This is a genomic window from Saccharibacillus sp. WB 17 (genome assembly GCF_008634075.2).
GTDB lineage: Bacteria > Bacillota > Bacilli > Paenibacillales > Paenibacillaceae > Saccharibacillus > Saccharibacillus brassicae.
Map to the genome: position 1 here is coordinate 16,476 of NZ_VPFK02000047.1, position 26,438 is coordinate 42,913.

Consider the following 26,438-nt stretch of genomic DNA (forward strand, 5'->3'; position numbering starts at 1 on the left):
TCCTTATGCGGGTCTTTGCTGTCAAACATCGGTGCATCGGTTCAAGGATTCGTAACGGTTCCGTTCTCGATCGTCGCCTTGTCGAAATAGATCGCGGACAAATCATAGTTCGCATATAGGCCGCTTTGCGACTGGTATTGAAGCGGATACCGATGGGATTGTCCATCTGCCGTCAGTTCAAGTTCCAGCTGCTGCGGAAGGGTGCTGCCGAAATAATGGCGGACCGCTTCGCGATCCACTTCCAGGTAATAAGACAAGACCGGGTTAACGAGTTCGTTATGCAGATTGTGCTGTCGGGCATAGTCCATCATTTCGCCCAATTTCACGCTTTTGGCCGAATGGGAAGCCGTAAGCGTGCCGAGCAGCAGAAGCAGAACCAGCAGAGCCAGTCCGATTGCCGCCGTTTTGTGCGTTGCACGGCGTTTCGGCGTATTCACGATAGGGATTCATCCTCCTTTGAATAAGGATGCGGACCCGGAGGGCCCGCATGGTCGGTTCGGATTTCTTTTTTGCGGAAAAGCAGGCGGGTTACGTGCTCGGCTTCGTTACGATTCCGGCACGGATAGCCGCCTCGCTGTACAGGCCGGCAGACAGATCGTAGTTGGCATACACGTCGTAGGTCGGGTCGGACGCGTCGCGCGTCAATTCCACGACTCGCAGCGTGCCGCTCGTATCGCGGATGCTGATGTTCAGCACCTCCGGCGCGTCGCTGCCCAGGAAGTGACGGACCGATTCGGTGCTGACTTCGAGTGCATAAGAAGCCGCCGGATTTTGCAAATTGCTAATCTGGCCGTTGGCTTCGGCGTATTTCAGCAGCTGGTCCACCGTGACTTGAACGGCAGCCGGAGTCACCGTATATTCGATCGTTGCCGTCCGGCCCGCCGAGTTTGTTGCGGTAACGGTCGTCTTTCCGGCTGCGACTGCCGTGACGAGACCCGTATTGCTTACCGTAGCGACCGCCGTATTGGCGGACGTCCACGTCACGGTCTTGTCGGTCGCGTTGACCGGCGTTACCGTCGCGGTCAACTGTTGGGTCGCTCCCGCTTCGAGCGTTCCTGTAGCGCCCTGGGCAATCGTAATGCCGTCGGCTTCGACCTGCTGCGCATAGACGGTCACGTTGCGGCTGTCGCTCATGCCGTTCGACGTGCGAACCGCGATCGAAGCCGTGCCTGCCGCCACGGCGGATAAGTTGCCTTCATTGTCTACCGTGAGGACGTTTGGATTGCTGGACGACCAAGTGACGCTCGCGCCAGTCGCGTCGTTCGGCGAGATCGTCGCCGTCAGCTTGAATCCGTCTCCGACATAGACCGGGTTCGGAATGCTTTCGTTGATCGAGATCGAAGTCGGATTGACAACTCCGCGCTCGACTCGGACTACGACCGCATCCACGCCGCCGGCCGAATTCATGGCCAGAACGCGCGTCTCCCCGCTCTTGAGCGCCGTCAAACCGCCGGTGCTATTTACACTAGCAATCGTCGGATCTTCGGACTTCCAGATCACGCTCTTGTCCGTAGCATTGGACGGGCTAACGATCGCTTCCAGCTGCACGAATTGGCCGATCGTCAGCAGCGTGTCCGGCATTCCCTGGATCGCGATACCGCTTGCCGGCACGCTCTCGGCGACAGCCGTTACGCGGATCGTATCCGTCACGCCGTTCGAGGCGGACACCGTAATAATCGCTTCGCCGGCCGAGGCGGCCGTTACGACGCCCGTTACCGGATCGACGCTCACGATCCGCGGATCGCTGCTGCTCCAGCTCAAGCTGCGATCGGTCGCGTCCTGCGGATTGACTGCCGCGGTCAGCTCGAAGCTCGTGCCTACGTCGATCGAAGCCGTCTCGCCCTGTTCGATCGTTACGCTTGTCACTTCGACCACCTCGGACACGGCTGCCGTCACGGTCACCGCGATCGAAGCCGTCAGGCCGTTCGACGTCGTCACCGTAATAGTGGCGACACCTTCGCCCTGCGCGCTCACCCGGCCCTCCGCATCGACGGTCGCCGCCGCTTCGTTATCGGAAGTCCAAGTGACCGATTTGTCCGTAGATGTGATCGGATCGATGACTGCCGTCAGCGCGGCCGTTTTGCCTTTTTCCAGCGACAATTCGGTCCCTTCGCGGATCGATACGGAAGCAGGCGCGATCTGTTCGGCCGTCACGGTCACGAGAATCAGGGCGGAGACGCCGTTCCCGGCAGTCGCTTTGATGCTGGTCGCGCCGACACCGACGGCTTTGAGATTGCCTTGGGAATCGATCTCGGCGATCTCCGGGTTGCCCGAGGACCAGGTGATCGATGGGTCCGCGGCATGGGTCGGCGTCACGGTCGCGGTCAATTTCTGCGAACTGCCGTTGACTACGGTCAGCAGGCTGCCCTGATCGATCCGGATCTGTTCGACCGCGATCGGCTGCGGCGCGGGTTCCGGGTTCGGAGCCGGCGTCGGAGCGGGACTCGGCGCCGGCGTCCAGACGGCCGGAGCATTGACGACTTCCCTGTAAGGATTGGCGCCGCCGTTGAGTTTGCCTACGCGGTTCCAATTATCGACCGCATCCCGGCTGTTCGCATAGGAAGCGTCGATCACAGCATTTTCCAGATAGGCGTTTGCGCCCAGATACAATTTGGCGGAAGATCCGATCGTCGCTTCCAGCGCTTTGGCCGTATCGTTCATCCACAGCTTGGCGTTCGGATTGAGCACGATCGACTGCAGGTCGGCCTGACCGAACAATTTGACCTCTTTGGCCGAATTGACCACGAGCTTGTTGACTTTGCCGTTAAGGGTCGCCTTTTCGTTGCTTTCGCCGAAAGCGACTTCCGGCAGTTCGGCGTTCGTCGTGACGGAAGACCCGCTGCCCTGCAGTTGCACCGCCGCCGGCTTGCTGTCGGTCAGCGTGACGTTGGCATTGGCCCGGTTAACCGTCAGATTCGGCGTATTAACCTTGTTGAACGTCAATTCGCCGGCTTCCGATCCGGTGGACGCGCCGACTTCGATACCGCCGCCTACCGTCAGGTTGGACAGGTTCGCGCGGCTGCCGCCGAGAATCAGTGCACCTTCGAACGTGCCGCCTTTTCCGTCGATCGTAACAGTCTCAGCCGCGTTCGCTCCCGGCTGAAGCGCCACGCTGCGGATCTCGCTGAACGTGCCGGAAGCCCGGTTGAACTTCACAGACGCCTTGTTCAGGGCAGCCGCGTTCGCGGCGCTGAACAGCGCTTGGCGATCTGCGGACACCGCGTACGTCTTGCCGGAGATCGTGACCGTTCCTTCGCCTACGCGATCCACGCTGAACTCCATGTCGTTCACCGTATTGACCGAACGGTCGACGATCGTCGCGAATTCGCCGCGTGTCATCTCCCGCATCGGATCGAAGCGTCCGTCGCCCATGCCGTTAACGACGCCGGCGGCCGACAGCTGTTTGACCGCCGCGCTGAACCAGTTGGAGTCCTGAACGTCCGTGAACGAATCGCCCGAAGCGCCTTGTCTCTCCAGATCCGTGAAGATGCGCAGCGCGAGCGTCGTGATCTCCGCTCGGCTTGCGCCTTTGTCCGGACGGAACGTGCCGTCGGTGAAGCCTTTGACGTAGCCGGCTTCTGTCAGGGCCGCCACCGCGGCGGCTTCGGACGAATCGGCGTTCACATCGGAAAACTTCAATGCAGAAGCGTTCCCTTGAATGCCGAGCAGATTCGCAAGCATCGTCGCCACTTCGCCGCGCGTCACGATGGCGTTCATGTTTTCGCTGCCGTTATAGCTGCCGGTCATGACGCCCTGGGAAGTCAGGTTGTCGACCGCATTTTGATAGAAAGGAATTTTGGCGTCCGCCGTCTCCGCCTGGAGAACGCCGGTACCTCCGGCTCCGCTGATCAATAAAGATGCCAAGGTTAGTGCCGTTACCGTTTTTTTAATCATGTAGGATCTCGCCCTTCTGTAATGAGGAATAGTGGAAGCGGGTCTAACTCCGAACGTAAACGTAAGCGTAAGCGCCGCTCCGGGAAGCGGCGGCCTGCGACTCTCCTTTCCTTGCGGCATTCATTAAGTTTGCGCCTTCCGTATGAGGGGGGCGGCTGTCGAGGTGGGTGTCGGCAGCGGCGAAAACTTGATGCCTTAATTTTTAACGATTTGCGATGGTTGGAAAAGGCCACCTTTGTACCGGATCGCCGTTTTTTCGACCGGTCGGGAACGCGTTCCTAGAGCGAAAATCGACGCAAAAAAGCGGCGTGTCGTCGACACGCCGCTTTCTTTTTCCGCTTCAGCTTATGCTTTTGTAGTAGACGTAAGCGATCGCTTTGGCCCGATCGCTGACTCCGAGTTTGATAAAAATATTGGTCAGATGATTTTTGACGGTATGTTCGCTAATGAAGAGATGTTTGCCGATCTGCTTGTTGTTCATGGCCCGGACGACCAGTTCCAGCACTTCTTTTTCCCGGACGGTCAAGCCTTTTTCTTCCGCGACTTCTTCGAATATTTTTTTGGAAGAGCGGTCGTCGAGCGGCAGGGGCGAATCGGTAAAAGGAGGCGGGACGAGCAGCAGCTCTCTCGCATGGACTGTTCGATTCAACAGGAAATTGCGGAAAGGTTCGATGGCCTGCGCATTCAGGTGGGGAATTTTGGCCTGCCAGGATTTTTCGCCGAATTGGATATAGGTTTGCACGGCTGCCAAAAGATGCACGCGCGGCGGATACGAAGAAGCAAGCGACGGAGCGTCTTCCGAAGATAGCTGCAGATATTGTTCGATGAGCGTCACTTCCTGCTCGTACAGTCCTTTTAGGCCGCGCAGCTGCCGGGTATCTTGATGAATGAGCTTGCAGACGCGCAGCAGCAGTTCGGTATCCGCTTCCGCCATTCCGACGAATTCGGCGTACTCCGCCATGAGCCGGGCCGCTTTCTCGGATTTGTCATAGCTGTTCGCGCGGCCGAAACGCAAAGATTCGTGCAGCGTGTCGGCCACGGAGTTTTTGAGTTCCGCTTCGCGGGCACGCTCGACGATCGACTTGACGACCATGCTCCCCAGAAGAGCAAGCGAATTCGTCAGTTCGTTGTTTATCTCGTTCTCCCCGATGCTGTCCACTTCCACCGTCAGTACAGCAGCCGCCCGTTCGCCCAGCAAAATAGGAATCTCGATGACGGCATACGGCTCTTCCGTGCGATGGATTTGCGGCGAAGCGGGCTTCTGGATCGATTCGGTAAAATAGCGCAGGCCGATCTCCCGGGCTCTCGACTCGATCTTTTTGGCTTCGATTCCCCGGCCGACCGTTCTCACTTTGCCGGTCAACGGATCGTGCATGACCATGATGGCCGCGCGCGGGTATTCCACGAAGCTGAGGCAGACGTCCACCATCGTAATGAGCAGATTATGGGCATCGGGCATATCGAGCATCATACGGGCGACTTCGTTGACCGGCTTCAAACGGTTGAGCTGCTTGCTGAGATCCTTATGCGCCATATGCGTACCGATCGTCATGGCCATGAAGGCCGCGTCCAATTGTTCGAAAGCGACCAATACGTCGTCTTCGCCCGATTCGTGCAGCCCGAGTGCAAACAGCACGCCTTCCAAGCGTCCGTTCGCATGAATCGGGAACGTGTACAGCTGTTTGGCTTCGGGCATCCCTTTTTGCGTGAAAAAGCGCTGTCTCGGATCGCCTTCGATCTCTTTCCACGTCCGGGTCGCATGGCTAAGGACGGCTTGTCCCAAAAAGCCTTCGCCGGCATGGAACTTTTGATTCAATAAATTCGAAGCCGATTCTCCTGCCGCGTACGCAATATTGAACTGTTCGGCTCCGCTGCGAAGGGCCACGCCGAACACATCGGCCAGCGTGCTCGTTTGTGCAAGCGTCTCAAGCACTGCCGACGAGAAAAGCTGTGCTTTTTTGTCCGGTTCGAACCGTTCGCGAGCCGTTTCGATTCGACGAAGCAGCGTTGCTTTGCGGGTCCCTGAATCGAGAAGGAGCGACAACGTTCGAGCCAATTTGTTCATTTTTTCATGAACCTGGCGAATCTCTTTGGGGTCGGTCTCGCGGGCACTGTCGATGAGGGTACGGATCGCCGAGACGAAGCGCTCCGTACCTTCATGCACAATATTTTCGGCCGCGGACTGCTCTCGTCCTTGCACGATGAGCGGCCCGGCCCAGAGAAAGTAGGCGCTGCGGCCGGATACCGGAATCGGCGCGATCACGCATTTGATGCCCGGCACCGTCTCTTCGTATAGAAGCGTATGTTTGAGTTCGCGCAAATTATAATCCGTGTTGTTCAACAGCGCATTAAAATGGTTCGTGGCCTGTTCCCTTACTTTCTCATACTGAAGTTCAACCGATTTCGGACTGATGATCTTGACATTTCCGTCGGCATCGGTCAAACATACGGGTACGAGCAGTCCTTCCGCATAGGTGTGCAGCAGATCTTCGATCAGTTGAAATTCGGCATTCATGACAAAGTCACCTCCTGGATCTATCCAGCTCTATATCCTCCGCCACATAAGGGGCTACGTATCGATACAAGGCCCGGGAGCCGCTTCCTACCTTTTCAAGCACGAACACTTCGATCAGTCGTTCAAGCACAGGTTCAAGCACTTCCGCCGTTCTGCCGAGGCGCATCGATAATCCGGTAGTCGTCTGGTAGGCGTAAGGATTTTTTTCGAAAAAAAGCGTGCATTCGACTTGCAGCATAAAGATTTCTTTGTCTCCGATCACGTTCTCCACTCCCAACTCTTCTTGACTCAGACCAGATGAATATACGGCTTATCTTCGACGTTCTCGATAATGTACGGCGGCAGAAGACGTCCCCCCGGCGACTTCGTAACCTGCAAATAATGATAGCCGTTATCCAACCACGTGCTGATCACCCCGTCGCACGAACGCTGCAAAAAAGAAGCCGCTTCCGGACTGATTTCCTTAAAGTTGCAATGCACCAGCACAGTCGTGCCTTCATTTCGAAATTGGGACAGCCGATCCACGAAATCCCCCTGGACAAACTCTTCCGTACGGACGGAAATAGCCGTATTCATCTCGAAATATACAAACCAACGCTTATTTTGTTTGCGGTATTCTTCATACACTTCCGTTCTCCATTTGCCAAATTTTTCCTGGTATTGGTGGTCCTGCAGGTTTCCCATTTGTATACGTGCGTGTTCGTAACGCGGATCGATCTTCTGGTTGCGGTAATCGAGGAAGTAAGCCTGTCCCCTGCCCATCGCTTCTTCCAGGGAAACGCCGAACAAGCCTATTTTGGAAGCCAGCTGGCGCAGCGTCGTGGCGGAAGAGAGCGTGAACAAAATGGAGTCGCCGGCGATAATCCGTTCCGCAAGGGTCGCGGCGATCAGATACATGTAACTCGCTTCGCTGCTGCTGTCGATCAGGAAAGAACTGCTTTCGGGATAACCGCCGTCCAGGATGCGGTCCAGCGTTTCGATGCCCGTGGAGAGGGAACTCGACCGGGCTGTGAGGCTGTTCGTGCCCGAGGAATAGGAAGGGAGGACGTGCAGGCCGCTGTCCAGAATCTTGTATACGTGCTGGCCTTCCATGACGGACGTTCCGCGCATCTTCAACACTTCGAGCGTACGCTTCCTATAGGCTTGAACGCCTTCCTGGAAAGCGAGCCGGATCGTCCCGTCGCACACGTAATTTTCAAAACCCTGATTGTCGGAGTCCAAAGCGTTGTATTCGCGAATAAACAAAGCGGTAAGCGAGAGTTTGCGGGTGATGTTGCGAATGGTATAAATATAGTTTCTGGCTTCGGCGTCATTGCCCAAAGTCCGGATCAGGCTGATGCTGTCGATCACGAGCCGTTTGCAGTTGATTTCCCGTACCACCTGTTCGAACAGGCCGCCGGGCGTCATCATCTGCTCCAGCATGATTTCCGGCTCGATGCAGAGCACCCTCATTTTGCCCGTGCGCTCCATCTCACTAATATCCCACCCGAATTCGAGCATGTTCGCGTAGATCTGGTCGGGGAATTCCTCGAAAGAAATGTAGAGGCCGGCTTCGCCATGCTGCACAACCCCTTCTACCAGAAACTGCATGCCTAATGTCGTCTTCCCGGTCCCCGGAGCCCCTTCCAACACGGAAGCGCTTCCTAGAGGAAGTCCTCCGCGCAGAATGTCGTCCAAGCCCCTTATTCCTGTTTCAATCTTATTAGGCATTATTATCCACCCTTCCTCTCTCTATTTATTGACTTTTTAATAGCTTCGCGTAAAATTTACAATTCAGAAGCATTAACACTTAATTTTAGCTTGAAGTCTAGCATTTAACCAGTCATATAAGCTTACACCAAACGATTTTTTTCGGGCAGGCATCTATTCCCTACTTCTGTATTTATGCTTGAAAAAGGAACAAGGTCCTATAAAATCATTCTCTATTTACCTAACGCTCACCTAACTAATAATTGAAATCTATGAATATCCAGATGAGTTTAATGAAGTTAGACCTTCTTATCCACGCTGCGTGCCTCACTTCCTTTTTCCTATAAAAAAAGCCCGGAGAACCTCTCCGGGCTTGCTTGAGCTGCTTATTCGCTTTCTCATTGAACGCTCTCACTCTTCCGCCTGCACCCGCCGCGCAAAATCGACGAACTGGAACTTGTCCAGCCGATGCCGGGATTCCGTGTACTGAAATAGCGTCGTGTCTTCCATATGCACGTAGTTGCGGACGACGACGATATGCGTATCGCGGACCAGATCCAGCAGCCGCTTGTCTTCGTCCGACACTTGTTCGACCGAAATTTCTTTTTTGGCATAGGCGATCTTGAGTGACAGTTGGCCTTCCAGATACGCGTAGATCGATTGGCTCGCAATCTCCTCGGTCAGCTCGGGAATAACGGAAGCAAGAAAATAATCTTTGTCCAAAATGACTTTTTCCCCTTCGATCTCCCGGGCGCGGACGACTTTCCAGATCGGTTCCTGCTCCGCGATTTGCAGTTGGCGCGCCACGTTTCTCGGGCACGGCACGCAGGCCGTCTCGTGCACAATCGTGCGCACGGTGCGTCCGAGACGTTCCGACAGTTCCTTGAAGCTCACGAGGCCGGAGATCGGAAACTCCATCCGGTTCATGTCGAGCACGAACGAACCTTTGCCCCTGATTTTGTGAATATAGCCGTTTTGCGACAGCAGATGCAGCGCTTTGCGAACGGTCTCTCTCGACGTGCCGTATTCTTCCGCGATCTCGTGTTCGGAAGGCAGCTTGATTCCGGTCTTGAGCAGACCGGTCTCGATCCGCTGCGTATAATCGCCATAAATTTGCGAAAAGATATTTTTATTCATATTGATCACCGTGACCCATTTTACGGGGGATTTTGTGAAAAAGCAAAAACGACGGTTCGGCATAAAAAAACGGCCCGCTTCCGGATTAGAACCGTAAAGCGGACCGTGGATCTTGCATACCCTGCCTATCCGGTATAGCGATTGGGCCGGGCAATCAATCAGTCTTCGTCGCCTGTCAGATGGATGCGCAGCACCGGCGTCTGGCCGGCTACCGTATCGCCCATCAGCTCTTCGATGCTCGCGACGATATCCTGCCCCGCCGGAATGATGATCGGCGAGATCGTAGCATATCCGCCCGCGGTAATGATGTCGCGGTCGAATTCGAGCAGCAGCTGGCCCGCTTTGACGACGTCGCCGGTCGCGACATGGGCCGTAAAGCCGCTGCCTTTGAGTCCGACGGTATCGATGCCGACATGGATCAGCACCTGCACGCCGGTCGCATGTTCCAGAATGACCGCATGCTTGCTCTTGTCGATGACGTGGGCAACCGTCGCGTCGAACGGCGCGACGACGCGTCCTTCGGACGGTTCGATCGCGACGCCTTCGCCCATTTGTTTCTCGGCGAATGCCGGGTCCGGCACGTTCTCGAGCGGAACCGCGCGGCCTTGAATCGGTGCCAGCAGATCGAGCACGTTGACGGCGTCTTGGCCTGCCGCAGCAGCACCGGCGGTACCGGCAGCGCCTGTCGTCGACGCATGCGAGACGACCGTATTGCCGCTGCTCGGAATCGGGCTTTTCGCGTTTTCTACCGTTTTCACGTCGCGTTCCGCCAGGTCTTCTTCGACTTCTTCGCCGGAAGCGGCTTGTTTGCGGGTTACGATTTTGCCGTAAACGATCGTACCGACGAACGGAAGCACAAGGCAGATCGCCATGCCGATAAAGAAGATGCCCCAGTTTTCGACATTAACGGCCAGGAAGCCCGGCAGGCCGCCGACGCCGACAGCGAAAGCGCGCACGTCGTTCATCGTCAGCAGGATACCGCCGAGGGCGGAACCGAGCATACCCATGAACAGCGGGTATTTGAAGCGGACGTTAACCCCGAATACGGCCGGCTCGGTAACGCCGAGGAATGCCGTAATGGAAGTCGTGGCGGACAAACTTTTCATTTTCTGCGAACGGATGACGAACATCATGGCGAGCGCCGCGGCGCCCTGCGCGATGTTGGACAGCGCCAGCATCGGCCAGAGGAACGTGCCGCCGGTCGAGTTGATCAGCTGCAGATCGACCGCGAGGAATGTGTGATGCATCCCCGTGATCACGAGCGGCGCGTACAGACCGCCGTACAGCAGACCGCCGAGCCAAGGAACGGTATCGAACAGCCAGACGACGCCGTCTGTCAGCCAGTTGCCGAGTGTGAACGTCACCGGACCGATGACCACGAAGGCCAGGAAGCCGGTCACGAGCAGGGCGACAGGAGCGACGACGAGCAGTTTGAGCGAATCGGTGACTTTGCGGTTCAGCCATTTCTCGATCACGACCAGTACATAGGCCGCGACGAGCATCGGCAGGACCTGTCCCTGATACCCGACCGCATTGATCTGCAGGCCGAACAGGTTCCAGGTCGGTACGGTGCCTTCATTGACGGCCGACGCGTAATCGTACGCGCTCAGCAGGCCCGGATTGACGAGGATCAGGCCGAGCACGACGCCGAGCAGCGGACTGCCGCCGAACCTCGTCGCCGCCGACCAGCCGACGAGCGCCGGCAGGAACGTGAACGCGGTGCTTGCAATCGTGTTGACGATCGCCGCGAAGTCGGCCCACTGCGGGTAGACCTGCACGAGCGACTGCCCGGCGAAGAAGATGTCCTTGCCCGTGAGCAGGTTGTTGATCCCGAGCAGCAGGCCGGCCGTGACAAGCGCCGGGAGCAGCGGGATGAAGATATCGGACAGCGTTTTGATAAACTGTTGGACCGGACTTTTATGTTTGATCGCCGCCGATTTGACGTCGTCTTTGGTGGCGCGCTGGCCTCCGGTAATCGCTATCAATTCTTCGTAGGCTTTGTCGACGATCCCCGGTCCGATAATGACCTGGAATTGGCCCTGCGTGGAAAAGTAACCTTTTGCCAGCTCGTTATCGTCCAGAGCCTGCTTGTCGACCTTGCTTTCGTCCACGAGCGAGAAGCGCAGCCGCGTGACGCAGTGCGTCGCGACTTCGATGTTGTCCTTGCCGCCTATGGCCTGGACAATCTTCTCGACATCCTCTCTTTTTACCGCCATTCCCTCATCCCCGTTTCTTTTCCTGAAATGTTATACAAAGCCGGGGCGTTACCCCCGGATGATCCACATGAACGACGCGTACGACTCCAGCTTGATGCTGCGGCCCCAGGCCGGCTCGTCCGCCATATTACCGACCAGCAGCTCGGCTTGTGCGTCCGCCAGTCCGAGGTACGCTTCCGGCAGCGCGAATTCCGCCGCTTCGCCGCTGAAGTTCGAGACGACAACCAGCGTGTCCGACCCGTTCGTGCGGGCGTAGGCGAACACCTGCGGATGTCCTTCGTCGAGCCGCTCGTAGCGGCCGTCGGTCAGCACATCTTCGGTCTTGCGCAGCGCGATCAGTCTCTTGTAATGGCTGAAGACCGAATTTGGATCTTCGCGCTGCATTTTGACGTTGATCTCGGGATAGCGTTCGTCCACTTTGATCCACGGCGTGCCGTCGGTAAAGCCGGCCTGCGGACCGTAGTTCCACTGCATCGGCGTGCGGGCGTTATCGCGGGAACGCTTGGCGATAATATCGAACGCTTCTTCGGGCGATTTGCCCATCTCGATCATGATGCGGTACATGTTCTTCGATTCGACGTCCCGGAATTCGGAGATGTCGTTCCAGTTCGGGTTCGGCATGCCGATCTCTTCGCCCTGGAACACGTAAGGCGTGCCCTGTAGGCCGTGCAGCGTGGTCGCCAGCATCTTGGCGCTCGCGGCGCGGCAGCGGCCGTCGTCGGCGAAGCGCGACAGCGCGCGCGGCTGGTCGTGGTTGTTCCAGAACAGCGCGTTCCAGCCGCCGCCTTCCTGCATGCCGACCTGCCAGGACGACAGCAGTCCCTTGAGCGCTTCGAAATCGTACGGCATCAGTTCCCACTTCTTGCCCTGCGGGTAATCGACCTTGAGATGGTGGAAGTTGAACGTCATGGAAAATTCGCGTTCCGCCGGATTCGAATACCGGATACAGTGCTGAAGCGTCGTCGACGACATCTCGCCGACGGTAATCAGATCGTACGGACCGTAGACACGCTCGTACAGCTCTTTGATATACTCGTGCACCCGCGGTCCGTCCGTGTAATACCGCCGGCCGTCGCCGGTCATGATCGATCCGTCATCATCGGGGAAGCTCTGATCTTTGGAGATCAGGTTGATGACGTCCATCCGGAACCCGTCGACGCCTTTGTCCGCCCAGAAACGCATCAGATCCGCCGCTTCCTGCCGCACCTGCGGATTTTCCCAGTTCAGGTCCGCCTGCGTCTTGTCGAACAGCGCCAGGTAATACTGCCCCGTGGCTTCGTCGTACTGCCAGGCCGAGCCGCCGAACTTGGACTGCCAGTTGTTCGGCACGCCGCCGCCCGGTGCCGGGTCGCGCCAGATGTAGTAGTCGCGATACGGATTGTCCGTCGATTTGCGCGACTCCTTGAACCATTCATGCTCCGTCGAAGAATGGTTGACGACGATGTCCAGCATCAGGTGCATATCCCGCGCTTTCAATTCGGCTGTCAATTCCTCGAAATCTTCCATCGTGCCGTACATCGGGTCGATCGAGCGGTAATCGGCCACGTCGTAGCCGTTATCGTTCTGCGGCGAGATGTAGACCGGCTGAAGCCAGACGATATCGACGCCGAGATCGTGCAGATAGTCGAGTTTCTCCGTCAATCCCCGGATATCGCCGAGCCCGCTGCCCGTCGTATCGTTGAAACTGCGCGGATACACCTGATACACGACCGATCTGCGCCACCATTCCGATTTGCTGCCAAGCTGCCCTGCTGTCATGCCGCGTGCCTCCTTCGGGTACCCAGAGGCCGCAGACGCTTCGGAATCGCGTACGCGGATAGCGAATATCCGCAGCCTGTACCCTTCATGTATATACAAGTATGTCTCCGAACCGATTGTAACCTTGTATATACATGAAGTCAACCTGTCTATATATACCACGCGAACAGAGCGAGCAAACATTTTGCGCGGTTTTTATTCGCGGTTTCTCAAGGTACGCTGATTTCCCCGGCTTTTTCGCCTGCGGCCAGCTAGTTAAAAAGCCTCTTTATGCCTCCATTACCCAAAATCAGGAAGAGTTTATCGGCCAATCACGTATGGGGGAAAAGCGCACAAACCAAAAAGGCGAAAAGCGGAAAGCCCGTAGGCTTTGCTTTTCGCCCTGCTGCGCCGGCTCTTCACCGACGCTCAAGATTTTTCGGACATTTAATTAAAGCCTGTTCAAAATCAAGCGTTCTGCGCATGGAACTGGCGCCCGTCATGTACCGCTTCCACGTAGCCGGCACGCACGGTGAAGTCGCCGAAATGTTCGCCGTCCAGCCGCTCTTTCGCATAGCGTCCGATGATCGGCTGCAGCGAAGCGAGAATCTCTTCTTCGCCGATGTTTTCCTTGTACAGCTTGTTGAGCCGTGCGCCGTCGTGCGCGCCGCCCAGATACATATTGTATTTGCCCGGTCCCTTGCCGATAAAAGCGAGCTCCGCCAGCATCGGGCGGGCGCAGCCGTTCGGGCAGCCGGTCATGCGGATGACGATTTCCTTGTCGCGCAGCCCTTCCTGCTCAAGCATGACTTCCAGCTTGTCGATCAGGCCCGGCAGGTAACGTTCCGATTCCGCCATCGCCAATCCGCACGTCGGCAGCGATACGCAGGCCATCGAGCTGCGGCGCAGCGCCGAATAATGCGCGCCGTCCGTCAGGTTGTACTGGCTGATCAGGCGATCGATCTTCCGCTTCTTCTGCGGGCTTACGTTGCCGATGATCAGATTCTGGTTCGCCGTCAACCGGAAATCGCCGTCGTGTTCCTTGGCGATTTCGCGCAGGCCGGTCATCAGCGGATACCCTTCGAAATCGGCGATCCGCCCGTTTTGGACAAACAGCGTAAAATGCCATTTGCCGTTGCTGCCTTTGATCCAGCCGTAACGGTCTCCGTTATGGTCGAAGCCGAATTGACGCGCCGGCTCCAGTTCCCAGCCGAGACGATCGTGCAGTTCGTTCACGAACCAGTCCAGTCCGCGGTCGTCGATCGTGTATTTGAAGCGGGCATGCTTGCGCACCGCCCGGTCGCCGTAATCGCGCTGAATCGTCACGACTTTTTCCGCCAGGTCGATCGACTGCTCCGGCGTAATGAAGCCGATCAGCTTGCCCAGCTGCGGATACGTCTTCACGTCGCCGTGCGACATGCCCATGCCGCCGCCGACCGTCACGTTGAAGCCGGCCAGCTTCCCGTTTTCGATAATGGCGATCAGGCCGAGATCCTGCGAGAACACGTCGACGTCGTTGGACGGCGGCACGGCGATGCCGATCTTGAATTTGCGCGGCAGATAGACCGGACCGTAGATCGGTTCCTGTTCGACTTCGGCGTCGCGGCTGTCCACGATCTTCTCTTCGTCGAGCCAGATCTCGTGGTACGCGCGGGTATGCGGATCGAGATGCCGGCTGACTTTGTCGGCCCACTCGTACACTTCCGAATGGATCTCGGACTGGTACGGATTCGGGTTGCACATCACGTTCCGGTTCACGTCGCCGCAGGCCGCAAGCGTGCTGAGCAGCGCTTCATTGACTTCGCGGATCGTATTCTTGAGATTCCATTTGAGCACGCCGTGCAGCTGGAACGACTGGCGCGTCGTCAGCCGGATCGTCTCGTTGCCGTATTTGTGCGAGATGCGGTCCATCATCAGCCATTGTTCGGGCGTGACCACGCCGCCGGAAGCGCGTACGCGCAGCATGAACTGGTACGCCGGTTCGAGCTTCGAGCGGCTGCGCTCGTTGCGAAGATCGCGATCGTCCTGCATATAGCTGCCGTGATGCTTCATCAGCCGGTTGTCGTCTTCCGGGATCGAGCCGGTCAGCGGGTCTTTCAGCGTCTCTACGAGGCTTCCGCGCAGGTAGGCGCTGTTACGCTTGATGTCCTCCACGTCGCTGTGCGGTCTGTCGTGCGGCGGAAACTTTTTCCACTCGGTGTGCTGCGTCATGATCTGGCGTCTCCTTCCCCGTTGAAACGGAACTTGTCGGTTATATCGATCTGTTATATCTATCCGTTATATCAATACACGTCGCGCTGGTAGCGCTTCTCCTGCTGCATGCGCAGCAGATATTCCGAAGCCTGTTCGGGACTGAGTCCCCCGCCCTGCGCGATGATCGTCTCGAGCGCCGAATGCACGTCGTGCGCCATATGCTTCTCGTCGCCGCAGACGTAGACCGCGGCTCCGCCGTCGATCCATTCGTACAGTTCCCGGCTTCGCTCCAGCATCCGGTGCTGCACGTATACCTTCTCGTCCGTATCGCGGGAAAAGGCGACGTCCATCCGGCTCAGCACGCCGTCCTTGATCCAGCGCTGCCATTCGACCTGGTACAGGAAGTCGGTCGCAAAATGCTGGTCGCCGTAGAACAGCCAACTCTGGCCGCGGGCACCGGTCTCTTCGCGCTCGGCGAGGAACGACCGGAACGGCGCGACGCCCGTGCCCGGCCCGATCAGGATGATCGGCGTATCCGGGTTCTGCGGCAGCTTGAAGTTCGGATTGTGCTGGACGAACACCGGCAGGCTGTCGCCCGGTTCGAGGCGTTCGGCCATCTGCACGGAGCAGACGCCGTAGCGGTCGCGTCCACCGCCGGCGTAGCGTACGCTTCGGACGGTCAGATGCACTTCGTCCGGCGTCGCCTGCGGGCTGCTTGCGATCGAATACAACCGGGCCGGGATTTTGCGCAAAATGCCTGTCAGTTCGGCCGCCGGGCGGCCCTGAAGCCCGAAGTCGCGGATCAGGTCGAGCAGGTCGCGGCTGCCGACGTACTCGCGCAGTTCGGCCGCCGCTTCCGGCGACACCAACCGCGCAAGCTTCTCGCTGCCCGTAAGCTTCGCGGCCTGTTCCAGCAGCGGCTTGGTCAGCACGGTGATCTCGAAATATTCGTACAGCGCTTGTCGCAGCGGAGCGGAACCGTTCTTGCCGGTATTCACGTTCTCCTGCGCGTCCCAGCCCATCTCCGCGATAATCTCGTCCACGAGGCGCGGATGGTTATGCGGATAGACGCCCAGGCTGTCGCCCGGTTCGTAGACCAGGCCGGAGCCTTCCAGCGACAGCTCCAAATGGCGCGTCTCGCGGGCGGAGCCGCGGCCGTTCAGATTCACGTTCTCCAGCACTTCCGCGCGAAACGGATGGCTGCGCGAGTATTCCGATTCCGGATCGGCGCTGAGCGGCGCCGCCGAATCGGCCGCGGAAGCGGCCGCCGCCGGGGTCGCGCTGAGCGCTTCCGTCACGGCTTTCATCCATTCGCCGGCCGTCTCGTCGAAGTCCACGTCGCAGTCGGCCCGCTCGGCGAGGCGCGAAGCGCCAAGCTCGGCCAGGCGTCCGTCGAAGTCTTTGCCTGTCTGGCAGAAGAACTCGTACGACGTGTCGCCGAGCGACAGGACGGAATAGTTCAGGCTGTCCAGCTTCGGCGCGCGCTTGCTGTGCAGAAATTCATGGAACGAAATGGCGTTGTCCGGCGGTTCGCCTTCGCCGTGGGTGCTGACGATAATAAGCAGGTTTTCGATCTTCTTCAGGTTGTTCGGCTTGAAATCGGACATCGACAGCACGTCCGCTTTGACCTGCTGCTCTTCGAGGCGCTTCGCCAGCTTCTTCGCCAGGCCGCTGCCGTTGCCGGTCTGCGAGCCGAACAAGACGGTGACTTCGCGCGGCGCCGCCGGAACGGCGGGAGCCTGCGGCGCGGCTTCGGCGGCCACGGTCGGAGCTTGCGCTGCCGGCGCTTCAAGCGACGGGTTCGCGGCCTGGGCCGACAAATAACCGGTCAACCAGATGCGCTGATGTCCGTTCAATGTAGGAAGCAGGCGGTTCAGCAGTTCCGCCTGTTGGTCGTTAAATGGGCTGTTGGTTGCGTTCAATTCCACGATCTCCACCTCGCACGGCATCATTCTTGTTAGATTTTTCGTTAATATGAGTCATTGTCGCTTCAATTCCTAGTTAAACGATCAGAATTTATTTGGCTACCTTGACCCTATCATACCGGCAAAATGGGGTCAATTCGATTCCGTTTATGACATTCATCAGTTTTTCTGATAATAGGTTAACAAAACAAAAATCATCCCGAATCCGGCAGCGATCACGCTCTATTTGACACTATTTGTCGAAAATAAATGGAAAAAGGCTATAATCTATTCATATTTTGTCGATTACGCACGATATATAAGACATGAAGTTAGCTACATGAGCTGCGGAGGTTGTTGGAAAATGATTAAAATCAGAACGTTTTTGGCCTTGATCTTCGTGGCTTTCGTCATTCTGCTCAGCGTCACGTTCGGCTCGCTGCTCAGCAGCCGTTCCACGCAGGCGATCGAAGAAGAAATCGGCGTATCGCTCGCCGGAACCGCTTACCAGATGTCGGACAAGCTGGACAACTTCATGTGGTCGCGGTCCGGCGAAGTCAAGCTGCTGACGCAGCTGCAGCCGCTCAAGCGGGCGAATGATCCGCAGGCGATCCAGACGCTGCTCAACCAGCTGCAATCGAGCTTCCCCGCTTTTTCGTGGATCGGCTTCATGAATACGCAGGGCGAAGTGCTGGCGGGCACGAACGGCATTCTGGTCGGGAAAAATATCGCCGATCGGCCCGTGTTCGCGGAAGGCATCAAAGGTTCGTTCGTCGGCGACGTGCACGAAGCGGTGCTGCTGGCGAAGCTGCTGCCCAATCCGAGCGGCGAGCCGCTGCAGTTCGTGGACATGAGCTACGCGGTCAAGAACGACGCGGGCGAAACGGTCGGCGTTCTGGCCGCGCATCTCAGTTGGGAATGGGCCCGGGAAGTCGAGCGCACGCTGCTGCAGCCGCAGACCGACCATGACCATGCGTTCGAACTGTTCGTCGTCAGCCAGAAGGACAATACGGTACTGCTCGGGCCGGAAGGCTGGGCCGGACGCGAACTCAAGCTCGGCAGCGTGGACCGCGCGCGGACTGGCGACAATTCTTGGGCGCTGGAGAAATGGCCCGACGGCGAACGCCATCTGACCGGCTATGCCTACGGCGACGGCTATCTCGATTACGACGGGCTCGGCTGGACCGTACTCGTGCGGCAGCCCGAATCGGTCGCGTTCGCTCCGGTCGACAAGCTGCGGCAGGATATCGTCTGGACCGGCCTGATCGCCGCCGTGCTGTTCGCCGGACTCGGCCTGCTGACCGCGGAATTCATCTCCCGTCCGATCCGCCAGCTGACGCGGGCCGCGGACCGTATACGTCTCGGCGGAGCGCCGGATATTCCGCAAACGAAAGGCTTTGCCGATATTCGCAGCCTCTCGCATTCGCTGCGCAGCCTGCTCGATTCCCTGCTGCGGACCGAAAATGCGCTGGGACATATGCAAAACGCCGCGCTGCGCGACCAGCTGACGGAGCTGCCGAACCGGCTGGCGCTGGAGCGCTACCTCGAAGAGACGATCGAAGCATTCGACCCTTCCCGCGAGACGCTGAGCTTCATGTATCTGGACCTTGACGGCTTCAAAAAAGTCAATGACACGTTCGGCCACCAGGTCGGCGACCTGCTGCTCAAAAAAGTCGCCAAGCGCCTGCAGACGACGACGCGCCCCGGCAATATCGCCGTGCGGCTCGGCGGCGACGAATTCCTGCTGATCTCGCGCAGTCCCGTTCGGCAGGCGTACGCCGAAGCGGAGCGGCTCGCCGGCGAAGTGCTGAAGCTGATCAACAATCCGTTCATCGTCGGCATGAACCAGCTGTCGATCGGATGCAGCATCGGCGTTGCATTCTACAACCGGGATACCGACAACGTCACCGACGTTATCCATACGGCCGACGAATGTCTGTACCTGTCCAAAAAAGCGGGCAAAAACCGCGTCACGTTCCACGAACGGGACACGACCGCAAGCTGAGTTTGCCGCTCCGGCATACGCTTTACTGCCCGAAGTCCGATCCGGACATTCGATACGCGTCAAAAAAACCGCACGGTCTCCGAATTCACTTTCGGAAGCCGTGCGGTTTTTGATGTTCAGACCTTACCGCCCTGCCTAACGCGAAGCCCCGCCCGGCTGCCCGCGAAAATGCGCCCGCACCGTGTCGTACGCAAGCTTCGGCCGGCGGTAGCCGTCCACCAGCCCTTTGCTGTTGCGGGTACAGCCGCGGCTGAGCAGCCAGCCGGTCGCCTCCGTCACGCGGCAGTCGCCGAACTGCCAGACGAATACGCCGGTCAGCGGCGAATCTTCAGCCAGGTAAGCGCGCAGATTGTCGCCGAGAATGTCGCATTGCCGCTCTTCCGAACCTTTGACGCGTTCGCGGCTGCGGAAGCCGTAATAGCCGTCGGCGCCGAATTCGCTGAAAATGAGCGCTTTGCCAGGGCCGCCGAGCCGCTCGGCCCATTCCGCCGCCTGATGCATCAGCTTGCCCGGATCTTCGTCCGTGTACCAACCGGGATACAGATTAAGCGAGACGATATCCGCCAGATCGAGGCAGAGATCCCGTTCCCGGTGATGCGAAGCGAACGTTCGCGGACGGGAAGGATCGAGTTCGCGGATCAGCGCAAGTTCGCTCTCGTAGATGCTTCTTCCGTACAGGGTGTCGCTTGCACATTCATTCAACACCGCCCAGATGACGATCGACGGACGGTTGACATGCTGCTCGACCATTTCCCGCGTCACGTCTTCGCTCTGCCGCCGGAAATTCGGCTGGCGCATCTGCTCTTCCGTCAGTCCGCGGGCGTGGTTCTCTTCCCAGACGAGCAGCCCGAATTCGTCGCACAGATCGAGAAACCGTTCGTCGCTCGGATAATGGCTCGTCCGCACCGCGTTGCAGCCCAGATCGCGGATCAGTTCAAGATCGTGCAGCATATCGGCAAAAGACAGCGCCGCGCCCGAACGCGCATGGTCTTCGTGGCGGTTCACCCCTTGAAGCCTCACGTTCCGCCCGTTCACCCGCAGCCGTCCGCCTTCGGTATCGATGCGGCGGAAGCCGATCCGGTCGATCCAGTCGTCGACTGCCCTTTTTGCGCCGCCCGGTTCTTTTTCAAGCAAAAGAGCCCGCAGCGTATACAGCACCGGCAAGTCCGGATTCCAGGCTTCGGCCGCAGGATACGCAGCCGTCCGCTCTACCGTCACGCTCTCGCCCGCTTCGATCCGCAGCGCCGCGCGCAGCCGTTCGCCGCCGTGAGGCTTCGCTCCTTCCAGTCCCAGCTCCAGTTCCGTCGTCTGCGCCGTATCCCCGAGATTGCGCACCGTCGCTTTCCAGCGTCCATGCCAGATTCCGTCGTTCCACTCCGGCCAGAACGCGACGCGTTCGATATAGACGTCCCCGATCTCTTCCAGCAGTACCGGCCGGATCGGGCCTCCGTACGTGTAATAGTCGTTCGGAATATGCAGCGCGGAATGTTCGCCGAACGAATTGTCCGCATACAGCCGGATCTCGTGCTCGCCCGGTTCGACCTGCCGCACGACCGTGTCGAGCGCGGTGTAGGCATTGTGATGATGCGCGACAAGCTCGCCGTCCAGATAGACGTCCGCCGTATGGCTGACGCCTTTGAACTCCAGACGCAGATTCGTGCGGTGCGCGATGCGGACGATGCGCCGGTACAATCCGACGCCCCGGTAAGTGCCGAATTCGGGATGGGTCTCCCAGCAGCCCGGCACGGGCAGTCGGTACGCCATCCGCTCCGGCACTTCCCCCTGCCGGCTCACCGGCTGAAATTCCCACAGTCCTTCCAGTTCTTTGATCGGACGGACCTCGTGCGTGTCGAACAATCGAATCATGTTGTTCATCCTTTCGGGATCGACGCGGAATGTTGGCGCAGCCGGGTTCCATGTCGTTTTGGAATGATTGACCGGGATCGGCCCCGCGCGAAGTTCTGACTCCCAAGCAGCGTTAAATCCCGTTTTCCTGACCAGATTACGCTTTCCGGCGCCAAATCTCCATGAGTATTCCGACCTTGTTCATGTCAAAAATGATTCGGATTCAAGCTTGGCGTCCTCCTCCGATTGCTCTATACTGACCGAAAAAGACTGCGACAAAACGGAGGCGAACACGATCATGGACACGCACACGCTGCACGACCCGGCCGTCAAAATCCGCTGGGCCGCTTACAAAAACACGTCCGGGGCATGGAGCGATATCCGCCGGAATACTTCGGTACATAGTCTGTACTGGATTCGCGCAGGCAGCGGCCGCTTCGAATCCGAGAAAGGCTGTTACGAAGCGCAGCGCGGGGAATTGTTGTATCTGGAACCGGGATTGAGCATGAAAATGGCCGCGCTGGGCGGCCGGGATCTGCATATGGCGATGGTGCTGTTCGATGCCGCGGAGCTGTCGGACGCGGACGGGCATTGGCCCGCGCCGTCGCGTATTCCGCGCTTCGATCTGCCGCACCGCTCGGCGTGGGACGGCGAGCGGGCGATTGAACTCGATACGGCGATCGGCCGGATCATCGAACGGTGGACGCCCGGCATGCCGGTACCGGAGAGGGAAGCCGGCGCCGCGCTGCTCGATCTGCTCGGCCGGCTGCACACCGGAAGCGCGCCGGAACCCGGCAAAGCCCGCGCCTTGTTCGAGCGCGGTCTCACCATCCTCGGCCAGCGCTTCGCCGAGCCGCTGACGACGGGACAGCTGGCCGGCGAGCTGCATGTATCGGTGTCGCATCTGCGCAAATTGTTTGTGCACCATGCCGGCGTCACGCCCAAACAGATGCTGTCGCGGCTTCGGCTGCGGCAGGCCGAGCGTTATCTGCTCTATACCGACCTGACGCTGCACGCGATTGCCGGGTCGTGCGGCTACGGCGACGAGTTCCATTTCAGCCGCACGTTCAAAAAGCATAAAGGTCTCTCGCCCTCGGCTTTTCGCCGCCGGGCGAAAGAAGACGGACCGCCGGATCCGGACGTTTAAGGAAGAGGACGTTGGAACACCAGCTGCGCTTCGTCACCCTCCAATCGAACATACACGTCGGACGTCGTTCGGCCGAGTCCGGGATTGCCCGCAGCCTTAACGGGGGCCGGATTACCCGTCACCGTGCTGTCGGGTACCGGGAACCAGAATTGTTGGGCGGAAGCGTCTTCGGAAGTTTCTTCGGAAGTGTTTTTGGAAGCACTGGTGCAGCCGTCCAGCCGATACAGGATGCCCGTGCCGCCTCTTTTGACGTCCAGCGGTTGGGTAATGATCTTCTCGCACGTGTAGGATGGTTTGGCGGGAAGGCCGAATGAATCCTGGCTGTTGTCATGGGCATAATAAATATGGCTGCCGTCGTAACCCAAATTGTCGAAGATCGGATCGCCTTCGATCGTGTAGTCCGTGAACTGCACCGAATCGGAGCGTCCGCTGTCCACGTTTTGCATAAAATCGGTCCACGTCTCCATATGGATCACGCGCCCGTACGTCTGAACGATGTCTCCGTTCTTCTCCGCCCGCTCCGAATCGTAACGTGTCGCGTCGATCCGGTCATACAGCTCTTGACGGTCTTCGGAACCGAGCACGTAACGGGCATCGCGGTCTTGCAGATCTTCCACGATCCCCCGCCCGCGACCGAAGATGCCAAGCCAGAACAGGTACGTTTTCTCCTCGCCGTCCACTTCAAGGCGAATGCCGTAATCGGCCGGCACTTCGCTGCGCTGCTGCCCGGACGAAGCCGGCTTCGCCCGCTTGAGCGCTTCCCGGAATGCGGCCGCGTCTTCACGCTGTTCAAGCGTTACGAATTCGCGCAGTTCGCCGAACGGAATATACCGGTACGCGATTACCCGCTCCCCCGCCGGCTCGGGACTGGTGCCCGGCTTGATCGGGACCGTATCCGGCACGCGCGCGAACGGCGACGAGACCGGCTCGGGCGTTGAAGTTTCTTGCGCCGAACATGCGCCGAGCGCAAACAGCAGAACGACAGCAGCAGACTTGATCCAAATCGACATAGCATATCCCCCTTTTTCCTCTAAACGTTTGGATTAGGTAAAAAGTTACATTTATTGCAAGTCTGCTTTTTTTATAGTCTGGCTTCATCTTCTATTCGCAGTTGGAATCGGTCGCTTCGTCCGCCGCCGCGTTCGTCGCAGCCGTCCAGCCCGTACACGGTCCCTGTTCAGTCCCAATGTTTTTCCACTCGGCGTTCGGGGACGATCCGCCAGTACAAACCGTTACAAAAAAACCCGCCGCGGGCCGAAGCCCGAGCGGGTAATCTATACGTTTATTTGGAGTAAAGCCGGCCTTTATCTGAAGCTTTCGCTCAAGATCAGCTGCAAATCGAGCTGCTGCGCAATGTCTTCGCACACCTGCCGGGTCGTATTTTGCAACACCGCGCCATCCTGACGAAGCATACGAAGCACGCGCCGGCTGCTGCAATCCAAATCGTCGGAAGTATCGCCTTCCATTTCGAGGTAGTGGATCAAATCGATAAGCCGAACATACTTGGCGCATAACTTTCGCTGCACTTCCGTATCCGCGGCATCCAGATTCGCCCACTTGTATGCGCCGCCTTCCACCATCTCGGACGACCCTTCCACATAAATCAAACTTGATTTGCCGACAAAAAACTCCATTTCGATAAAAATTTCATGGAACTTGTCCTGTAGATTCATGGGGCTGCCCATATTACGTTTCTCCTTCCTCTCCCGTACCACTTTTTCATCCAGAAAATACGGTCCGCAAAAAAGGAAGTTTTCTATTTTTAGGTAAAGGATGACGTTTGATCAGCATAGTCTTTTGCCTTTGACTTCACAAGGAAGAGAGCTACCTTTACATCCGCCTATTTATCTTATTTGCAAAAATAGAAGACGTTATCTGAAAAATTTGCCCGCTTTCCAGTATAAAATCTCCTGCCAGCGGGAACTGGTCTGGATCATCTCGTGCATCTGCTCCAGATCGACGGTGCGGCCCGTGGCATTGCTGACGACCGGGGTACGGCCGCGGTATTCCGTGCGGTAGCCGAACCAGCCTTCGATCAGCGGGGCGATCTCGTCGCGGTAAGGACGCATGGTGAGCAGCTGCAGGAAAGTATGGTAGCTCAGCGAGTATCCGGCATCCTGCGCTCGCCGCACGTATTTCGGTTTGATCGCCGCCGCGCATTCGGGACATTTCTGCTGCATGCCGAGCCGGTAATTCGGCGTTTCGAACCGGAACGTGCAATCGGGGCAGCCTACCAGCGCCAGATCGCGCCGGGCATTATCGGGAACATGAACATTCATGGGAATCGTTTCGCTCCTTTTCTGGACAGCTTCTCATGCTGCGAGGACTTGGTGTCGTTTCTTGGTTCCCTATTGTACTCTCTTTGGTGCAACAAAAAAAGGGCCGGTTCAAGGCACCTCTGTTCGAGGCCGGGAATTTGGACCGGAGACCGCAGGCGGAAGGTCGGAGCCGGACGGACCGCCGGCTTGGCGCCACCAACGAATCGTGAGCACGCTATTGGCCCGCTAAAGCGCTTTTATCGCATATGAACGAATCGTCAGCACGCTATTGGCTTCAATACGGCCTGAAACTGCCTTGATGGCGCTTCATAAGGATAGGACGATTCGTTAAAAAACGAAAAAAGCCGAAAACGGGCAGATAGCGATCGTGAGGTTCGTTAGCCGTCGAAATGCGGCGCGCGCGGATCAGGCTCGGCCGCCCGACTGGCCCAAACCCAAAAAACCGAACCCTCCACAGGAGGATTCGGTTGGCTTGGACGCTAGTTGGCTTGGACGCCGGTTGGCTTGAACGTCAGACGCCAGACGCCAGACGCGCAGCCCCGGTTCAACGCCAGGGCCGCTTCATGAACGCGATCGCGTCGATCAGCCCCACACTTCGTCGGCGACTTCCTTGACGAAGCGCAGCTTGGCCCACTGCTGCTCTTCGGTCAGGACGTTGCCTTCTTCCGTCGAAGCGAAGCCGCACTGCGGGCTGACGCACAGCTGGTTGATGTCGACGTACTGCGCCGCTTCTTCGATCCGCTTGAGGATCTGCGCTTTGTCTTCCAGCTCGCCGAACTTGGAGCTGAACAGACCCAGCACGACCTGCTGGTTCTTCACGTGCTTCAGCGGTTCGAAGCCGCCGGCGCGTTCGCTGTCGTATTCCAGGTAGAAGGCCGACACGTTGGAGCCGCCGAACAGAATCTCCGCGATCGGATCGTAGCCGCCGCCTTCGCCGGCATACGTCGATTTGAAGTTGCCGCGGCAGACGTGCGTCGTCACGACGAGGTCGGCCGGCAGGTTCTCGATCGCCAGGTTGTTCACGTACAGGAAGCCTTTGGCCATTTCGTTGATGTCCACGCCCGCTTCTTCCTGCATCGCGCGGAACTGACGGTCGCTCAGCGCGCCCCATGTGCAGTCGTCGAGCTGGATATTGCGGCAGCCTGCCGCGTAGAACGCGAGGATCGCGTCGCGGTAAGCGGCGCCCACGTCGGTGTACAGATCTTGACGGTTCGGATAGAACTCGTCGACCGTCTTGATATTGTCGCCACGGAACAGCTCGAACAGCAGTTGGGCCGGAGCCGGAATCGTCTGGCGGGCCACGACGTCGTCGCCGGCCGCTTCGTGCAGAAACTTGAAGTCTTCGACCATCGGATGCTTCGCGCCTTCGCCGACTTTGCCGGTCAGCAGCGCCGTCTCCGCGCGGGATTCCACGCCGTGGAACAGATAACCCGTATCGGACGCTTTTTTGTCGACGCCGCCGAGTCCCCAGAAGAAGTCCAGATGCCACCACGAACGGCGGAATTCGCCGTCGGTGACGCCTTTGAGTCCCACTTCTTTTTGCTTCGCGACAAGCTTGACGATCTCTTCGTCCTCGACTTGGCGCAGTTCGGCCGCGCCAATCTCGCCTGCCGCGAACTTGGCGCGCGCTTCTTTGATCGCCTGCGGACGCAGGAAGCTGCCTACGATATCATGCCGGAAAGGAACGGTGTCTCTTTGGGTCGCTTGCTCGAATACGGTGCTCATGGATCAAATCCTCCTCGGGAATCTGGGATGCGAATTTAAAATTGGACGCGAAAATCGAAAGTGAAATCGAAAGTGCCGAATGGCGCACAACCGTTCGATGTTCTGGCAAGTGGTAGCTCGGGCGCAGCCCGATGAGGTCAACCGTTCACCGT

17 protein-coding genes are annotated in these 26,438 nt (G+C 58.2%); 2 read left to right on the forward strand and 15 right to left on the reverse strand.

Annotated elements, in window-relative coordinates:
- Nucleotides 1-41: 41 nt before the first annotated feature.
- The 10 genes from FTE24_RS21970 to FTE24_RS22015 form a co-directional block, all read right to left on the reverse strand.
- Entirely contained in the window at nucleotides 42-437 is a 396-nt protein-coding gene (locus FTE24_RS21970; protein WP_150228801.1) for a hypothetical protein, read from the reverse strand.
- Nucleotides 438-528: 91 nt separating this feature from the next.
- Entirely contained in the window at nucleotides 529-3,894 is a 3,366-nt protein-coding gene (locus tag FTE24_RS21975; RefSeq protein ID WP_160441860.1) for an Ig-like domain-containing protein, read from the reverse strand.
- Nucleotides 3,895-4,234: 340 nt separating this feature from the next.
- Nucleotides 4,235-6,409 carry a response regulator transcription factor gene (locus FTE24_RS23525; protein WP_272915093.1) on the reverse strand — a complete coding sequence of 725 codons (2,175 nt, stop codon included), beginning with the start codon at nucleotides 6,407-6,409 and terminating at the stop codon, nucleotides 4,235-4,237.
- A 7-nt stretch (nucleotides 6,410-6,416) separates the two neighbouring features.
- Complete coding sequence (locus FTE24_RS21985; RefSeq protein ID WP_337190080.1) at nucleotides 6,417-6,680, reverse strand: hypothetical protein; 264 nt, start codon at nucleotides 6,678-6,680, stop codon at nucleotides 6,417-6,419.
- 17 nt (nucleotides 6,681-6,697) lie between these two features.
- Complete coding sequence (locus FTE24_RS21990; protein WP_150228797.1) at nucleotides 6,698-8,119, reverse strand: ATPase domain-containing protein; 1,422 nt, start codon at nucleotides 8,117-8,119, stop codon at nucleotides 6,698-6,700.
- A 390-nt stretch (nucleotides 8,120-8,509) separates the two neighbouring features.
- Entirely contained in the window at nucleotides 8,510-9,235 is a 726-nt protein-coding gene (gene treR / locus FTE24_RS21995; protein WP_150228795.1) for a trehalose operon repressor, read from the reverse strand.
- Between the two features lie 158 nt (nucleotides 9,236-9,393).
- Nucleotides 9,394-11,451, reverse strand: coding sequence for a PTS system trehalose-specific EIIBC component (gene treP / locus FTE24_RS22000; RefSeq protein WP_150228793.1), 2,058 nt, complete (start codon nucleotides 11,449-11,451; stop codon nucleotides 9,394-9,396).
- A 48-nt stretch (nucleotides 11,452-11,499) separates the two neighbouring features.
- Nucleotides 11,500-13,209: an alpha,alpha-phosphotrehalase gene (gene treC / locus FTE24_RS22005; RefSeq protein ID WP_150228791.1), complete on the reverse strand. Its 1,710-nt coding sequence runs from the start codon at nucleotides 13,207-13,209 to the stop codon at nucleotides 11,500-11,502.
- A 447-nt stretch (nucleotides 13,210-13,656) separates the two neighbouring features.
- On the reverse strand, nucleotides 13,657-15,399 hold the full coding sequence (cysI, locus tag FTE24_RS22010) for an assimilatory sulfite reductase (NADPH) hemoprotein subunit (protein WP_150228789.1): 1,743 nt from the start codon (nucleotides 15,397-15,399) through the stop codon (nucleotides 13,657-13,659).
- Nucleotides 15,400-15,470: 71 nt separating this feature from the next.
- Nucleotides 15,471-17,309 (reverse strand): assimilatory sulfite reductase (NADPH) flavoprotein subunit, encoded by a 1,839-nt coding sequence (locus tag FTE24_RS22015; protein ID WP_150228787.1) that lies wholly within the window; start codon nucleotides 17,307-17,309, stop codon nucleotides 15,471-15,473.
- 340 nt (nucleotides 17,310-17,649) lie between these two features.
- On the opposite strand from FTE24_RS22015, the gene FTE24_RS22020 reads away from it, so the two are divergent.
- Nucleotides 17,650-19,290 carry a diguanylate cyclase domain-containing protein gene (locus FTE24_RS22020; RefSeq protein WP_150228785.1) on the forward strand — a complete coding sequence of 547 codons (1,641 nt, stop codon included), beginning with the start codon at nucleotides 17,650-17,652 and terminating at the stop codon, nucleotides 19,288-19,290.
- Between the two features lie 135 nt (nucleotides 19,291-19,425).
- Here FTE24_RS22020 and FTE24_RS22025 read toward each other — a convergent pair whose 3' ends face one another.
- Entirely contained in the window at nucleotides 19,426-21,156 is a 1,731-nt protein-coding gene (locus FTE24_RS22025; protein ID WP_150228783.1) for a glycoside hydrolase family 2 protein, read from the reverse strand.
- 277 nt (nucleotides 21,157-21,433) lie between these two features.
- Here FTE24_RS22025 and FTE24_RS22030 point away from each other — a divergent pair, with 277 nt between their 5' ends.
- Nucleotides 21,434-22,282 (forward strand): helix-turn-helix transcriptional regulator, encoded by an 849-nt coding sequence (locus FTE24_RS22030; RefSeq protein WP_150228780.1) that lies wholly within the window; start codon nucleotides 21,434-21,436, stop codon nucleotides 22,280-22,282.
- Here the strand turns inward: FTE24_RS22030 and FTE24_RS22035 are convergent.
- From FTE24_RS22035 to FTE24_RS22050, 4 genes are all read right to left on the reverse strand, one after another.
- A complete protein-coding gene (locus tag FTE24_RS22035) occupies nucleotides 22,279-23,292 on the reverse strand; it encodes a DUF4362 domain-containing protein (RefSeq protein ID WP_150228778.1) in 1,014 nt (337 codons plus the stop codon). The two genes, FTE24_RS22030 and FTE24_RS22035, sit on opposite strands and share 4 nt — an antisense overlap.
- A 294-nt stretch (nucleotides 23,293-23,586) precedes the next feature.
- Nucleotides 23,587-23,967, reverse strand: a complete 381-nt coding sequence (locus FTE24_RS22040; RefSeq protein WP_150228776.1) for a hypothetical protein — start codon at nucleotides 23,965-23,967, stop codon at nucleotides 23,587-23,589.
- A gap of 186 nt (nucleotides 23,968-24,153) precedes the next feature.
- Nucleotides 24,154-24,561 carry a hypothetical protein gene (locus tag FTE24_RS22045; RefSeq protein WP_150228774.1) on the reverse strand — a complete coding sequence of 136 codons (408 nt, stop codon included), beginning with the start codon at nucleotides 24,559-24,561 and terminating at the stop codon, nucleotides 24,154-24,156.
- Between the two features lie 582 nt (nucleotides 24,562-25,143).
- Nucleotides 25,144-26,286 (reverse strand): 5-methyltetrahydropteroyltriglutamate--homocysteine S-methyltransferase, encoded by a 1,143-nt coding sequence (locus tag FTE24_RS22050; RefSeq protein ID WP_150228772.1) that lies wholly within the window; start codon nucleotides 26,284-26,286, stop codon nucleotides 25,144-25,146.
- Between the last annotated feature and the right edge of the window lie 152 nt (nucleotides 26,287-26,438).